This window comes from Flavobacterium sp. ALJ2 (assembly GCF_015594725.1).
In the GTDB taxonomy this organism is placed as follows: domain Bacteria; phylum Bacteroidota; class Bacteroidia; order Flavobacteriales; family Flavobacteriaceae; genus Flavobacterium.
In genome coordinates this window covers 158824-175374 of record NZ_JADNRC010000003.1, presented here as the reverse complement: position 1 = coordinate 175374, position 16551 = coordinate 158824, and the positions used below count along the sequence as shown (strand labels likewise).

At 33.7% G+C, this 16551-nt stretch carries 11 protein-coding genes and 1 other RNA gene; 7 read left to right on the top strand and 5 right to left on the bottom strand.

Going from position 1 to position 16551, the window contains the following annotated elements; all coding sequences use genetic code 11:
• Positions 1-50: 50 nt before the first annotated feature.
• Together IUY40_RS04965 and IUY40_RS04960 are read left to right on the top strand one after the other, a co-directional pair.
• A complete protein-coding gene (locus tag IUY40_RS04965) occupies positions 51-2849 on the top strand; it encodes a heavy metal translocating P-type ATPase (RefSeq protein WP_195735761.1) in 2799 nt (932 codons plus the stop codon).
• Positions 2850-2859: 10 nt separating this feature from the next.
• Entirely contained in the window at positions 2860-5115 is a 2256-nt protein-coding gene (locus IUY40_RS04960; protein ID WP_195735760.1) for a multicopper oxidase domain-containing protein, read from the top strand.
• A gap of 199 nt (positions 5116-5314) precedes the next feature.
• On the opposite strand, the gene IUY40_RS04955 is transcribed toward IUY40_RS04960, so the two are convergent.
• Together IUY40_RS04955 and IUY40_RS04950 are read right to left on the bottom strand one after the other, a co-directional pair.
• Complete coding sequence (locus IUY40_RS04955) at positions 5315-6364, bottom strand: AMP-binding protein (protein WP_195735759.1); 1050 nt, start codon at positions 6362-6364, stop codon at positions 5315-5317.
• Positions 6365-6396: 32 nt separating this feature from the next.
• Entirely contained in the window at positions 6397-7320 is a 924-nt protein-coding gene (locus IUY40_RS04950) for a CPBP family intramembrane glutamic endopeptidase (protein WP_195735758.1), read from the bottom strand.
• Between the two features lie 109 nt (positions 7321-7429).
• On the opposite strand from IUY40_RS04950, the gene IUY40_RS04945 reads away from it, so the two are divergent.
• Together IUY40_RS04945 and IUY40_RS04940 are read left to right on the top strand one after the other, a co-directional pair.
• Positions 7430-7780, top strand: a complete 351-nt coding sequence (locus tag IUY40_RS04945; protein ID WP_195735757.1) for an arsenate reductase family protein — start codon at positions 7430-7432, stop codon at positions 7778-7780.
• 86 nt (positions 7781-7866) lie between these two features.
• On the top strand, positions 7867-10314 hold the full coding sequence (locus IUY40_RS04940; RefSeq protein WP_195735756.1) for an outer membrane beta-barrel family protein: 2448 nt from the start codon (positions 7867-7869) through the stop codon (positions 10312-10314).
• A 70-nt stretch (positions 10315-10384) separates the two neighbouring features.
• Here the strand turns inward: IUY40_RS04940 and IUY40_RS04935 are convergent, their stop codons facing one another.
• Positions 10385-10549: a hypothetical protein gene (locus IUY40_RS04935; RefSeq protein ID WP_035621077.1), complete on the bottom strand. Its 165-nt coding sequence runs from the start codon at positions 10547-10549 to the stop codon at positions 10385-10387.
• Between the two features lie 294 nt (positions 10550-10843).
• On the opposite strand from IUY40_RS04935, the gene fumC reads away from it, so the two are divergent.
• A complete protein-coding gene (gene fumC / locus IUY40_RS04930) occupies positions 10844-12241 on the top strand; it encodes a class II fumarate hydratase (RefSeq protein WP_195735755.1) in 1398 nt (465 codons plus the stop codon).
• A 160-nt stretch (positions 12242-12401) separates the two neighbouring features.
• On the opposite strand, the gene IUY40_RS04925 is transcribed toward fumC, so the two are convergent.
• Positions 12402-13604, bottom strand: a complete 1203-nt coding sequence (locus tag IUY40_RS04925; RefSeq protein WP_195735754.1) for an NAD(P)-dependent oxidoreductase — start codon at positions 13602-13604, stop codon at positions 12402-12404.
• A gap of 246 nt (positions 13605-13850) precedes the next feature.
• On the opposite strand from IUY40_RS04925, the gene IUY40_RS04920 reads away from it, so the two are divergent.
• Both IUY40_RS04920 and ssrA read left to right on the top strand, forming a co-directional pair.
• Positions 13851-15047, top strand: a complete 1197-nt coding sequence (locus IUY40_RS04920; protein ID WP_195735753.1) for a serine hydrolase domain-containing protein — start codon at positions 13851-13853, stop codon at positions 15045-15047.
• A gap of 115 nt (positions 15048-15162) precedes the next feature.
• Positions 15163-15560: a transfer-messenger RNA gene (gene ssrA / locus IUY40_RS04915) on the top strand.
• A 150-nt stretch (positions 15561-15710) separates the two neighbouring features.
• Here ssrA and IUY40_RS04910 read toward each other — a convergent pair.
• Positions 15711-16550 (bottom strand): DUF4249 domain-containing protein, encoded by an 840-nt coding sequence (locus IUY40_RS04910; RefSeq protein ID WP_195735752.1) that lies wholly within the window; start codon positions 16548-16550, stop codon positions 15711-15713.
• Between the last annotated feature and the right edge of the window lies 1 nt (position 16551).

Sequence of the window (16551 nt, the reverse complement as noted above, 5' to 3'; positions counted from 1 at the left end):
AAGCATTATTTTAGAACTTTACTAAGTTAAATTTCATAAAAAATAAAGCAATGATTCATACTTATACAATAACAGGAATGACTTGCGATGGATGTCGTACTAAAGTAGAAAAAGCATTAAATGCAATCGAAGGAATCGAGGCCAATGTTACTTTAAATCCCCCATTAGCAACGATTACAATGGAAAAACATATTCCGACGGAGCAATTGCAAGAAGCATTAAGAGCTGTAGGAAAGTACAACATTGAAATGACGATGAATCATGGGCATGAAAAACCTGTAGCTAAATCATGTTGCAGTACTGATGTAAAGGAGCCTAAGAAAGCAACAATGACTCATACTTATACCGTTACTGGAATGACTTGTGATGGGTGTCGGACTAAAGTAGAAAAGACATTAAATACTATTGAGGGAATTGAAGCCAATGTTATTTTAGACCCTCCATTGGCGACTATTGCAATGGAAAAACACATTCCGACGGAGCAATTGCAAGAAGTTTTAGCTGCTGTAGGAAAGTACAACATTGAAATGACGATGAATCATGGGCATGAAAAATCGTCAGTTAAATCATGTTGCAGTACTACAGGTCATGATAAAAAGAAAATAGTCGTGCCACATAATCATGCTGGAGGTAAATATTATTGTCCAATGCATTGTGAGGGGGAGAAAATGTATGATAAGGCGGGAGACTGTCCAGTATGTGGGATGGATCTAGTGCAGGAACCAGCAGCTGTTCAAGTTCAGCAATATACATGCCCGATGCATCCAGAAGTAATAACTAATTCGCCAGGTTCATGTCCAATTTGTGGAATGGATCTAGTACCAGTAGAACCAACAGATACAGAAGAAAATAAAGTATATAAAGAGTTATTGCGAAAAATGAGAATAGCAATACTCTTTACAGTACCTATTTTTTTTATTGCGATGATAGAAATGATGCACGACAATCCGTTACTAAAGATAATGGATGTTGGAAAATGGAATTGGGTGCAATTGCTTTTCTCACTTCCAGTAATTTTTCATGCAGGTTGGATGTTTTTTGTTCGCGGATGGAAATCAATCGTAACGTGGAATTTAAATATGTTTACTCTTATTGCGATTGGTACTGGGATGGCATTTTTATTCAGTATAGTAGGAATGTTTTTTCCGGATATATTTCCAGAAGAATTTAAATCGGATCACGGAACAATTCACCTTTATTTTGAAGCAGCAACAGTAATTATTACGCTGGTTTTATTAGGGCAGTTGCTAGAAGCAAGAGCGCACAGCCAGACTAGTGGAGCGATAAAAGAATTATTGAAATTAGCTCCAACAGAAGCAACCTTGGTACTAGATGGAGTCGATAAAGTAATTGCTATTCATGATATTAAAAAAGGAGATTTACTACGAGTAAAACCCGGAGATAAAATTCCTGTAGATGGAAAAATCACGGATGGCGAAAGCACAATAGATGAATCAATGATTACTGGAGAACCAATTCCAGTAGATAAAAAAGTAGGCGATACAGTATCCTCAGGAACTATAAACGGAAATAAATCATTTGTTATGGTTGCCGAGAAAGTAGGCTCAGAAACGTTACTTTCTCAAATTATACAAATGGTTAATAATGCAAGTCGCTCCAGAGCTCCAATTCAGAAATTAGCGGATAGTATTGCTAAATATTTTGTACCAATTGTAGTTATTATTTCGATACTTACCTTTTTTATCTGGGCAAAATTTGGTCCAGAACCAGCTATGGTTTACGGATTTATTAATGCAATTGCGGTATTAATAATTGCTTGTCCTTGTGCATTGGGTTTAGCAACACCAATGTCGGTAATGGTAGGAGTTGGAAAAGGCGCACAATCTGGGATTCTGATAAAAAATGCAGAAGCTTTAGAGAACATGAATAAAATAAATGTTCTGATTACTGATAAAACCGGAACAATTACAGAAGGGAAACCTTCGGTCGAGAAAATTGTTGCACTACAATACTCAGAAGAGGAGCTATTGCACTATATAGCTTCTTTAAATCAATATAGCGAGCATCCTTTGGCAGAAGCCGTAGTGAAATTTGCAAAAGCTAAAAATGTTTCTTTGACAAAAGTCGATGATTTTGAGAGCATTGCAGGAAAAGGAGTTGTTGGAACTATTATTGATAAAAAGCTTGCATTAGGGAATAAAAAATTAATGGAGCAAGTAGGAGCAATTGTTTCTGGAGCTATCGAAGAAAAAATTATCACCGAACAAAAATTAGGAAAAACAGTTTCATATATCGCTTTAGATGCCAATGTAGTGGGATTTGTAACGATAACCGATGCTATAAAAGCGACGAGTGCAGCTGCTATAAAAGAATTAATGCACCAAGGAGTTGAGGTAATTATGCTTACGGGAGACAATATAAATACGGCCAAAGCTGTTGCTGATGAATTGCATTTAACCTCTTTTCAGGCAGGTTGTTTACCAGAAGATAAATTAAAAGTAATTGAGAAATTGCAAGCCGAAGGAAAAATTGTTGCTATGGCGGGCGATGGAATAAACGATGCACCAGCTTTGGCACAATCGGATATCGGAATTGCGATGGGAACAGGAACAGATGTTGCGATAGAAAGTGCCAAGATTACTTTGGTAAAAGGAGATTTACAAGGCATCGTAAAAGCAAAAAACCTGAGCCATGCTGTAATGAGCAATATCAAACAAAACTTATTCTTTGCATTTGTATACAATATATTAGGTGTGCCTATTGCTGCGGGAGTTTTATATCCGTTCTTCGGAATATTGCTTTCTCCTATGATTGCAGCTTTGGCAATGAGTTTTAGTTCAGTATCAGTTATTGTGAATGCATTGCGATTGAGAAGTTTGAAACTTTAAAAGCTGAAAAATGAAAATTTATTCACTACTTATAGTATTGCTCTTTGCGATAAGCACGACCGCGCAAAAAATAGTCAGGTATGATTTATATGTAAAAGATACGTTGGTCAATTTTACAGGAAAAACTAAAAGAGCAATTGCTGTTAATGGACAAATTCCGATGCCAACGCTTACTTTTACAGAAGGAGATATTGCCGAAATTCATGTGCATAATCAGTTAAAAGAAGGTACCTCTTTACATTGGCACGGTATATTTTTGCCTAATCAGGAAGATGGAGTTCCATTTCTTACTCAAATGCCAATAGCACCTGGAGCAACTTATGTGTATAAATTTCCAGTTATCCAAAACGGGACACATTGGTACCATAGCCATAGCGGAATGCAAGAGCAAATCGGGATGTATGGCTCATTGATAATGAATAAAAAAATAGGCGATCCAGAGTTTAGAAAAGGAATTGATGATTTGCCTACAATTCCAGTTATGTTAAGTGAATGGACAGATTATAACCCAGATAATGTGCATAGAATGTTGCATAATGCCTCGGATTGGTTTGCTATTAAAAAAGGAACAACCCAAAGTTATAGCGAAGCCATAAAGGCAGGTCATTTTAAAACGAAAGTCAACAACGAATGGAAACGTATGCTGGCAATGGATGTAAGTGATGTGTATTATGATGCATTTTTGATTAACGGCAAAAAAGAAAATGAATTTACAGGACCATTTAAAGCAGGCGATAAAGTTAGGTTGAGAATTTCTAACGGAGGTGCTTCGTCTTATTTTTGGCTTACATATGCTGGAGGAAAAATTACAGTCGTAGCCAATGATGGAAATGACGTAGTTCCTGTTGAGGTAGACCGACTGATTATTGGCGTATCAGAAACATATGATGTTGTGGTAACAATTCCTGTAGATGATACTGCATTTGAGTTTTTGGCAACGCCAGAAGATCGAACTAAATCTACTTCTATTTATTTAGGAACAGGTATAAAACAGTTGACAAGTCCTTTGCCAAAACTCGATTATTTCGAAGGAATGAAAATGATGAATGGCATGATGAACATGGACGGAACCATGAATGAAATGGGAATGGGGATGAGTTTGCAAAAAATGGATATGAATGCTGTAATGTATCCCGAGATAACAGGAAGCGGATATAAAGAAATGAAACATACTCCTGAAGAGCCTATGAAAATGGCTGATGGAGAAAAAATGGATCATTCCAAACATCAAAAAGAAGCAGATTCTGCCACCATTGTAACTTTAAATTACAGCATGCTTAAATCGCCAACGGTAACGACATTACCACAAGACGCTCCGGTTAGAGAATTACGTTTTGAATTAACAGGAAACATGAATCGCTATTTGTGGAGTATGGATAATAAAGTATTGTCTGAATCGGATAAAATTTTAATTAAAAAAGGAGAGACATTACGAATCGTATTATACAATAATTCGATGATGCGACACCCAATGCATTTACACGGTCATGATTTTAGAGTATTAAATGGTCAGGGCGAACATTCTCCATTAAAAAATGTATTGGACATTATGCCAATGGAAACAGATACAATTGAGTTCAGTGCAAATGCCGATGGAGATTGGTTTTTTCATTGCCACATTTTATATCATATGATGGCGGGAATGAATCGTGTTTTTAGTTATGAGAACTCAGTACCAAATCCGTTATTGCCAGACAAAGAGTGGGCGTATAGACAATTACAAAAAGAAAGTAATATGAATCATTTGATGGCAGAGAATGATTTTGCGACTAATGGGAATGATGGTAGAGCAATGATGCAAAATGCACGTTGGAGTTTTGGTACCGAGTGGAGATTGGGATATAATGATATGCATGGTTATGAAACTGAAACTCATATAGGTCGATATATTGGAAAAAATCAGTGGTTTATGCCATTTATAGGATTTGACTGGCGTTATAGAAAATTCGGACACAATGAGGTCGAGAAAAACATGTTCGGACAAAAGAGTACTAAAGACAATCGTTCTGTATTAAGTATTGGTGCCGATTATACATTACCTTGGTTAGTTATCGCCCAAGCCGAAGTTTTTACAGATGGAAAAGTAAGAATCCAATTATCCCGAGAAGACATTCCGATTTCACCAAGAATACGAATGGCTTTTATGGTAAATACAGATAAAGAATATATGGGAGGCTTAAAATATATTCTGACTAAGAATTCAGGCATTTCCACACATTATGATAGCGATATGGGTTGGGGATTTGGATTAATGCTTAATTATTGATTTTTATATTCTAACAGGATTTTTTAACCTCGTAGGTGCCTATTTTTATTGAAATAGAAAAAGGTTAAAAGCTAAGCTGTATTTAAAAATAAAACCATATAAGTCATGTAAGTCCATTTAAGTTTTTAAAACTTATATTTTCTTGTATAACTTATATGGTTAAACTAAAATCTGTTTTTTTTGTTAATTAATTTTTGGATTACAAATTATATAAATAACTTTTCTTGCGGATGATTTTTCCGTTTTCTGTTTCTTTAAATTGAGGTACAAAAATAATTTCTTTTGGTTTCTGGTATTTATCCAAACTATCAAAGATTGCGGTATCAATAGGGTATTTTTCGCCTTCGATAACTAAAACTAGTTTTTCACCGAGAGCAGTATCAGGAACGCCAATTACAAAATATCTAGCCTCTATTTTTCCTGAAAGTTTTTCTTCTATTTGTTCAGGGATTAGTTTTATTCCGCCACTATTAATTACGTTATCAATTCTTCCTAGAAAAACAAACTGATGGTCGCTTATTAATTCTACGATATCATTGGTGATAATTGTTTCACTAGAAATTGTTGGTGCATTTATAACGAGACAATTTCTATCATCATATGATATTTGAACATGGGGTAAAACCGTAAAAGCTTTTTCGCCTACTTGCTTGGCAGCAATATGTGTAATAGTTTCGGTCATGCCATAGGTTTCGTATACTTTTGTTTTTAATTTGGACACACTATTTATAAGCATGGCATCCATTGTAGCACCACCCACAATAAGTTTTTTTACATTTTTAAGCTCAGGCAATGAGTTTTGAACCTGTAAAGGAACCATAGCCACAAAATCATATTTGGTAGTATTGTTTGTAAGAGGGTGAAGGCTAGGCGCAACAAAATCTACATCTAATCCTAGAATTAGACTCCTTACAATCATCATTTTTCCAGCAATATATTGAGTAGGTAAACAATGTAATGCTTTATTTCCAGGATGTAAATCAAAGAAATCACCCGTTGCAAGAGCCGACTCAATCATGGCTTGCTTTTGTAGCTGAATTATCTTTGGAGCTCCGGTAGTGCCTGAAGTAGTTATCTCGATATAGGATTTATTATCAAACCAATCCAGAAGGAATTCCCCAATAGCTCTTTCGTAAGCTTCTCCTTCTTTTACGAAGCTATAAGCTATTTTAGACAAGTCTTCCCCATTAAAATGATCTCCATTTAATTTGAAGAAATTGTGAACGTTTTTATATGTTATTTTTGACATTTGAGTTTGATTATAGTTTAATTGTTTCAGACTTAATTTTTAATAACGATTTCACCAGTTAATTTTTCTTTCCAATTTGTCCAGTTGTATTTTTTGCTAAATATAAGGAGCATGACAGGGTAAATGATGAGTATTGGTAAAATAACATCAATGCTAGCTGAGGGGTCAGAAATATCTTTAAAAACAGCATGTGTTTGGAATACAGACCAATCGGAGGTAACCAATAGTGCCCCAACTAAATTATTGGCAGCATGAAAACCAAGTGCCAGTTCTATGCCTTCATCCATTAAAGTAATAATTCCTAAAAATAACCCAGTACCTATATAATATACCATAATGATATATCCCATCTTAGAAACTTCGGGATTAAAAATATGCATTACCCCAAATACGATAGAAGTCATTAGTAACGGAAACCATTTGTTTTTAGCCAAATTGGCAAACCCCTGCATTAAATAACCACGAAAAACATATTCTTCGGTGCTGGTTTGAATAGGAATTAAAAAAGTAGCAATTATAAATAAAATGGCGAACGGAATAGGTTTAAAATTAATGACAAAATCTTCGGGGTTTAGGTAATAAAATAAAACAGTTATTACAGCTGTAAAAGCGCCCCAAAGTGCAAATGAAAATAAGATGCGGTTCCAATCGACTTTTGGTCTCGAGGTAGTAACCGATAAAATAGTTTGATGATGTATGTAACGTATTACAAAATAAATTCCTGCCAAAGCAAATACAAACGAAATCAAGATGAGAAATAAAGTTACGTTTGATTCAAAAATCTTCATTATACCAGTTTCACTAGTTGGATATGGAGTTTTATTAACAATAGTTTGATATAGTATGGCAAGCGTAAGCGGAATTTGCCCAACAAATGATGCTGATATTATAAAGACAGAACCCAGTAAATATTTCCAAAATCTGTTTTCGTTTTTAACTCCTTGTTCTAGAAACATGTATTTAAATTTAAAATAGTACTTCGATTTATTGCATAAATCTTATTTTTGCTACGACTAATTTACCTTTTTTTATTTCAAACAGCTTAACTTCTTTAAAAAAATAAAAATGATACAAATATATCACAACTCACGTTGCGGGAAATCAAGAAATTGTGTGGCTTTTATCGAAAACACAAAACAAGACTTTGAGATAATTCCTTATCTTACCGATACTCCTTCATTTACTACATTGACAGAACTGCTTCAAAAATTGAATTTAAAACCAATTGAATTAGTTAGAACTAAAGAAAAAATCTGGACGGATAATTTTAAAAGTAAAACAATGAGTGATAGCGAAATTATACAAGCAATGGTGGATAATCCTATTTTAATTGAAAGACCAATTGTTGTTAAGGGAGGAAAAGCTATTATAGGAAGAGATTTAGAATTGGTAAGGTCTTTTTTAGAAATATTATAAAGAAGGTTGTTAACATATTTTTATGATTTTTCATTTTAAACCTACTGCTACATTTACAGTCTAAAAGCCAAATAGAAACTACCAAAATGAAAAAAAAACAATTAATCATCATGCTTGTATTCCTTTTTACAAGTATGCTCAGCTTTGCCCAGCAGCCTGAATCACAAAGATCAAAAGTAAAAGTAACAGGGAAGGTTGTCGAAAAAACAACAAACCAACCACTTGAGTATGCTACAATTACTCTGATAAACACCAAAAATCCAAAAGTATTAGCAGGAGGAATTACTAATAATAAAGGAGAATTTAGTGTAGATGCCGCTCCAGGTGTTTATGATATTAAAATTGAATTTATTTCATTTAAGGTAATCGAGATCAAAGAAAAGAAAATTACAGAGAACATCAATTTAGGTCAATTTGCTTTGTCAGAAGATGTAAATCAGCTAAATGAAGTTGTAATTCGTGCAGAAAAATCTACAGTCGAAATCAAATTGGATAAAAAAGTATATAACGTAGGTCAGGATATGATTGTAAAGGGCGGAACGGTGAGTGATGTTCTTGACAATGTACCTTCAGTTTCTGTTGATACAGAAGGGAATGTAAGCTTAAGAGGAAGTGATAACATTCGGATTTTAATTGACGGAAGACCATCAAACGCTATAAATGTTGCCGAAGCATTACGACAAATCCCAGCCGATGCAATTGATAAAGTTGAGGTAATAACAAATCCATCAGCACGTTATGATGCCGAAGGAGGTTCGGGATTAATAAATATTATTCTTAAAAAAGGAAAAAACCAAGGATTTAACGGAACTTTTATCGCATCAACAGGAATTCCAGAAACGTATGGAGTAAGTGCAAATGCAAATTATAAAACCGAAAAACTAAACTATTTCACTACAGCTGGATATAACTACAGAACTAATGAAGGAGGAGGTTTGACTAATTCACACTATTTTAATCCTGATGGGACAACTAAAAATTTTTTAGATGAAAGCAGAGATACCGAAAGAATTAGAAAGAATTATAACGGAAGAGCAGGAGTAGAATGGGTAATTAACCCAACTACTTTTTGGACAAATGCTATAAATTACCAAAAAAATTCAGGAGACGACACCGATTTAATCAATTATAATGAATTTGATGCTAATCGTAATTTTACAAAAACAACATACCGTTTGAATGATGGTGTTACAGCTAGTGAAAACGTAGAGTACACATCAAATTTGATAAAAAATTTCGATGATAAAGGGCATAAACTTACTGTAGATGCATCTATTTCACGAAATACGGATAATAATAATAGTATAATTTCAGGAACTCAGGGAGGAAATAATACATTAAACGATCAGGTTCAGAAACAAGTACAATTACAAGCAGACTATGTACTTCCGATAAGTGAAGGAAGTAGATTTGAAGCAGGATATAAAGGAAGTTTTGGGGATTTAAATAATAAATATTTGGTTTTAGATGGGGTAGGTGATAGAATAAATAGTTTATCAAACACTTTAGAATATAAAGAAAATATAAATGCACTTTATACACAATTTGGAGCTAAAATAAAGGATACTAAATTTTCATACCTTTTAGGTTTGCGTTGGGAAGATACTGATATTCAAGTTAATTTATTAGATACAAAAGAATTCAATACTAAAAAATACAATAACTTGTTTCCAAGTGCCTTTGTTAGTTATGAAATATCAGATCAAAGTAACTTTACAGCTAGTTACAGCAAGCGTTTATCAAGACCAAGAGGACGTTTTATGAACCCAGCATCAAATTTCTCAAGTAATATTAATATTTTTCAAGGAAATCCAGATTTAGATCCATCATTAACAGATAAATATGATATTGGATACATCAAGCGTTGGGATAAAGTAACTTTTAATACTTCTGCTTATTTTGAAGATACAAAAGACGTGTTTGCTTTTGTACGATCTCCAACAGGCAGATTTGAAAATGGAATACCAGTTATTTTAAGTAAACCTATTAACTTAGGAAAAGAGCAAAAATTTGGTTTCGAATTCACGCTTAATTATACGCCATATAAATGGTGGAGAATAAACAGTAACTTTAATCTTTATAACGTACAAACTACAGGAGAATACAGTTATACAGATGCAAATAATGTTGTTGTTACACAAAATCTTGATAACAAGGCAAACTCTTGGTATGCAAGAATCAATTCAAAATTAACTTTACCATATAAAATTGATTGGCAGTTAACAGGGATGTACAATGGAGAACAAAAAACAGCACAAGGTAAAAACTTAGGTGTGTTTGGTATGAATACAGCTTTTAGCAAAGACATTCTTAAAGACAAAGCAACGGTAGCATTTAATATAAGTGATATCTTTAATTCTAGAGTAATGAAGTCTTATACGTATTTGGAGAATCAAACCTCATATGGAGAAATGCAATTTCGCAAGCGACAGTTTAATCTTTCCTTTACTTATAGATTCAATAAACCTAAAAATGAAAGAGAAAAAGGACCTAAGGGCGATAATAACGATGGAGGAGGAGAATTTCCTGGATAAGGAAATACAGTAAATAAAAAAAAAGGACTCGTGAAAACGGGTCCTTTTTTATGTAGTAATCAAATTAATATTAAATTGATTGCTCTTTCTTTGCTTTTCTTTCTTTGTACATTTCCCATAAAGCTCCGCCAATCCAATATTGAACGAAACCTACAAGAAAAAACATTAACCAAAACCCTATAGTTAGGATGGTTAAGAAAAGTAAAAAGCCTAAATACTGTGAAAATTCAAACATGTTTTCCGGAATTTTTGAATGTAAGCACAAATGTATGCCTAATATTTTTTCTTACCAATAAAAAACCAAATCAATTTTTATAAAATAGTAATTATCCGTATTTTTGAGGTCAATTTAAAACGAATATGCCTAGAATTTGTTTCTGGAGCTATTCCGATAGCTATCGGGACCAGCTGTCCGCTAATTTTTTTTGGTCTAAAATGCCCTGAAAAAAGGATATCGCTTCCATCTGGGCTAGAGAATAGCAGTATTAAATATCAGATTTTTTATAATAACACACATAAATACACTAAAATGAAATTTAGAATAGAAAAAGACACGATGGGAGAGGTGCAAGTTCCAGCAGAAAAATATTGGGGTGCACAAACAGAACGTTCTCGTAATAATTTTAAAATAGGAGCGTCAGCATCAATGCCGAAAGAAATCGTAGAAGGATTTGCTTACTTAAAAAAAGCAGCAGCTTTTGCAAATCATGATTTGGGTGCTTTACCAGTTGAAAAAAGAGATGCAATAGCAGCAGTATGTGATGAAATATTAGCAGGTAAACTAGAAGATCAATTTCCATTGGTAATCTGGCAGACAGGTTCAGGTACTCAAAGTAATATGAACGTAAATGAAGTAATTGCTAATCGTGCACAAGTTCTTAAAGGATTTGAAATCGGAGAGGGGGAACAATTTATAAAAGCAAATGATGATGTAAACAAATCACAATCATCAAACGATACATTCCCAACAGGAATGCACATTGCAGCTTACAAAGCAGTTGTAGAAATTACAATTCCAGGAGTTGAAAAATTAAGAGATACACTTCACGCAAAAGCTGTAGAATATAAAAATGTTGTAAAGATTGGACGTACACACCTCATGGACGCAACCCCGCTTACTTTGGGGCAAGAACTTTCTGGGTATGCGGCACAATTAACTTACGGATTAAAAGCAGTTAAAAACACCTTAGATCACTTATCAGAAGTAGCCTTAGGAGGAACAGCAGTAGGAACAGGATTGAATACACCAGCAGGATATGATGTAAAAGTTGCGGAGTATATTGCAAAATTCACAGGACACCCATTTGTAACAGCTGAGAATAAATTTGAAGCGCTTGCAGCTCACGATGCAATTGTTGAATCTCATGGAGCATTAAAGCAATTGGCAGTTTCATTAAATAAAATTGCAAATGATATTCGTATGTTAGCTTCAGGACCACGTTCTGGAATTGGAGAAATCATTATTCCAGAAAATGAGCCAGGCTCATCTATTATGCCAGGAAAAGTTAATCCAACACAATGTGAAGCATTAACAATGGTTTGTGCTCAAGTTATGGGGAATGATGTTGCGATTTCTGTTGGAGGAATGCAAGGACATTACGAATTGAATGTTTTTAAACCTCTAATGGCAGCAAACTTCTTGCAATCGGCTCGTTTATTAGGTGATGCTTGTATTTCATTCGATGAGCATTGTGCACAAGGTATTGAGCCAAACTACAAACGTATCAAAGAATTAGTAGATAATTCATTGATGCTTGTTACAGCTTTAAATACTAAAATTGGATATTATAAATCCGCAGAAATAGCTCAAACAGCACATAAAAACGGAACAACACTAAAAGAAGAAGCAGTTCGTTTAGGATATGTAACACCAGAAGATTTTGATGCTTGGGTAAAACCAGAAGATATGGTTGGAAGCCTTAAATAATTAATTATTAATTATGGATTGTTAATTGTTAATGATGTGTAATAAATGAAAAACCCTGCAATGTTACTACATTGCAGGGTTTCATTTTTTATATCATCCATTGTCATCCTGAGCGGAGTCGAAGGACTTTAATATTCAATCATTAACAATTAACCATTAATTACTTCCCATCTACATAATCTTGTAAGTAACTAAAACGTGGCGTTAACTTACCGTTTTCTGTTATTTTGGCTCTGTGTAGGATTCCATCTTTATCCCCGTTAAAAAAGGCAGGGATTACGTGCTCCATAAAAAGTTCACCAAAACCTTCGCTGGCGTCTTTTGGGATTTCGCAAGGCAAATTATCTACAGCCATTACAACAATTGCAGCAGGATGAAAAACATCTACTTCTTTGTTCTCTCCCGGAAAATAGCCATACAAAGGCTCTTCGATTGTTGATGAACGAAGGGTGCAGGCAATAGGGCCATTTACATCGCATGAAATATCAGCAACGACTTTTATTTTACAATCTTTAGATTGAAGCATTTCTCTGGTCAAAATCATTGGTGCTGCATTTGCGTGAAAGTGTCCAGCAAAATAAACATCAGTTACTCGAGTGAATTTTTCAAAATCAGAAACGTACTCCTGAGGATGTTCGTAAAAATCCGTATAATCTAAAAGTTGACCATCTTTACGTTTGTTATAATCCAAAACATCAAGTTGAACATAAACAGCTTGACTATAATTTTTTGTTAGGTAATTATCAATTGTTACCTCTTTTATTTTAATAGCATCAAGGATTTCTTTGGCACCCATGCCAACTTTACCAGTACCAGTAATTACAAACTTTAGTGGAGGAAGAGTAATGCGTTTTAAATGAGTAATTAAAGCCTCTTTACCCGACAAGGTTTCAGCTTTAGGTAACTTGAATAATTCGAATTTAATTCCGAATGCACGAATACCGTTGTATACACCAACGATACCAGCATATTTACCAAACCCAATTAATCTTTGGTTATGAGAGTTAACAATGGTCTCGTGATCGTATAATTCAATATTTTTTGCTAAAATAGCTTGTAGTAATTTTCGATTATAGGGCTGTTTCTTTATGGTATGTGAAAAGAAAAAATAAGCCTTATCTGAAATTAAATTTTCAATAGGAACTTCTTTTACCCCAAAAAACACATCACAATCCGAAATCTCATCGGTAACAGTTATTCCTAAGCTTTTGTACTGGGTGTCGGTAAAAATTCGAATATCCGAACTTTCTACGGTCACAGTAGCTTCATGATAAAATTGTTTAAGACGAGCCAGTTCATTAGGCGAAAATACAACTCTTCTGTCTGGTGGGTTTTTTCCTTCTTTTATAATTCCAAATTTCATTTATTGCTGTTTAAACGTTGAGTAAATATAACTTTATCAATCTAATTTGTTTAAAATATAACAAATATAGTTAAAGTTTTGTTGTTTTTTTTTAAAAATTTCGGAGCTAATTTCATTATAAGCTGATGTTCAATAGGCTGATAAAAATTAAGCTTAAAACAGTGTTAAAACCAGAATATTTATCTTGAAAAAGCAAATAAACAAAAGTATTCAATTCTATATATTTGTTTTCCTAGAATCCAACTCATGAATTTCATTAAAAAAGCAAATATAGCACAAATCCTTTTCCTTATTTTAGTTTTAAGCTCTTGTGGAAAAGATAAAAATACGAATGCAGTTGTTAGCGAAACTGCAGAAGATACACTCCCTAAAATGAAGCCATTGCTTCATGAAAAAAAACTTCCAGCAAATTATGTAGCTGCAATAAAAAGTAAAGTTGATTATTTTTATAATAAAAACTGGCCAAACAATACCATGAACGGAGGTTTTTTGGTAGCAAGAAACGGCGAGATCATTTATGAAAAATATGAAGGCTATGCCAATAAAAATCAAAAAACGGAGATAGATATGAATACGCCGTTGCATATTGCTTCGGTTAGTAAAGTATTTACAGCAACAGCGGTTTTAAAATTAGTAAATGCAGGCAAAATTGATTTAGATCAAAAAATAAATACTATTTTAAAAACATTTCCTTATCCAGATATAACAGTAAGGATGTTGTTAAACCATAGAAGTGGTATGCGTAATTATGCCTATTTTACAGATAAGGATAAAACTATTTGGGACAGACATAACCAATTAACCAATCAGGATATTTTGGATATCATGGCTACAAAAGATATTGGTTTAGAATGTAAAACGGATACGCGTTTTACTTATTGCAACACCAATTATGCCATGTTAGCTCTAATTATTGAGAAAATAACAGGACTAAGCTATAAAGAAGCGATGACCCAAATGATTTTTAAGCCATTGGAAATGACTCATACTTATGTTTTTGATATTGATAAAGATAGAAAGACGGCCGTTCCATCTTATAAAGGGAATAATGTTGAAATTGGAATAGATTATCTAGATGCTGTTTATGGGGATAAGAATGTTTATTCAACTCCTCGTGATTTATTAAAATTTGATAGAGCCAGAAATGCTCCTGATTTTTTAAAACCAGAATTGCTAAAACAAGTTTATGAAGGATATAGTAATGAGCGTAAGGGTGAAAAGAACTACGGGCTTGGTATTCGAATGATTAATTGGTATTCGGGACAACATTTTTATTTTCATAACGGATGGTGGCATGGGAATACCTCCTCTTATATAATGCTTCAAAAAGAAAACGTTACTATTATTGCGTTGTCTAATAAGTTTACGCGCAAAACATATGCGGTTCGTAAATTGGCACCAATTTTTGGAGATTATCCTTTTGTTTTTAAAGATCTCGACTAATATTTAGGTTGCAGATTAAGGTGTTAAAATTAAATGGAATATTTTTTGAAAATTAATTTCGATTGATCGCTCAAAAAGCGTAATTTTGCAATCTCAATTTTTATTGAAAAGAAATGGGGTCGACTGGTTTTGACAGCAAGTCGAATTGAACAGTAAGCACGTCGAGCATTGAGACCTTGCTCGTAAATATAAGATCTTAACACTTTTACACGGCGAAAATAACTACGCTTTAGCTGCATAATCCGAATTATAGTACGATTAAGCCACGTTCCTATCAGATAGGAAAGCTGGATTCTCCTTGAAAGCCTTGGTTTGTGGCGGTCAATTCAGGGGAACCGTAAAAATAAACCTAGATTTCCATGAGCTTCGGGTGGATTTCGAAATTAAGAAGATAAGTATTGTGTGGCTGTTTCTGGCCGAGCACAATATCGAAAATTTAATCAGGAAATAAACGTGTAGAAAGCTCTTTAGTTGCTTGTTTGGACCCGAGTTCGATTCTCGGCGACTCCACAAAAAAATCCTGTAAACTTAATGTTTACAGGATTTTTTGTTTTTCATAGGGATTCAGAAACTTGATTTTTTTGCCCTATTTTTAATTAAAATATGAATCTGACATAAATTTCTATATGTCAGATGACTTACAAATCAACTTCAATTAAAATCTTATTTTACTGTATATGTCGTACGGTTTGCTTCACAAAGCCTGAAATAGCCTAAAGCAAAATTATTAGAATCAGTTGTATTGATTATATTTCCTCTAATATTACCAGGTACTGCAGCAAAAGGGTTTGAATTTGTAACCTCTAAAATTAGATTCATATAATTATAAAAGTTCTTAGAAATAGCACGATGTGTTATGTTAAGAGTTATTCCTGGTTTTAAATCTGCATCTGAAAATTTTTCGACTAGTTCATTTCCATTAGCAAATTCATCACTGGTTGATGTATATTCCGGAAAAGGAGATAATTTACTTTTATAATCTGTCAGGTAATAATTAGTCTGATCAGCTGGGTCTTTATAATAAAATGATACTACAATAAGATCAGGCCCCGATATGTCGGCCATAAATTCCTGATCTATTTTGGCGATTGGCGGCACAGAAACTAACTTTTCATTCGCCGTTAGACTTTGTCCATCGACTTGTGCAAATAATTTATATTCCATATTAATTACGGGAACAAAATTAGTACAGGTATATATTCCTGGCTCAGATTCATTAAATGTAAAAACAACTCCATCACTATTTTCGACCCTTACTTGTGCTCCTGAAACCTTTGGTGTAGTAGCACTGTAATAAGGAGCCATTCTGCTTATTTTTATCGTCTGTTTGTTGCCGCTAGTTCCTTTTTCCCAAATTATCTCAGCATCGATTACTATTTTAGGTTCTCCAGTTTCTAATTCAAGCTCAACAACCTTGTCACAGGACAGAAAAAGTAAAACAAAAAGAAGACTAAATAAAGTAAATCCTTTACTTTTAAAATTGTATTTTTTTAATCTTAGCATG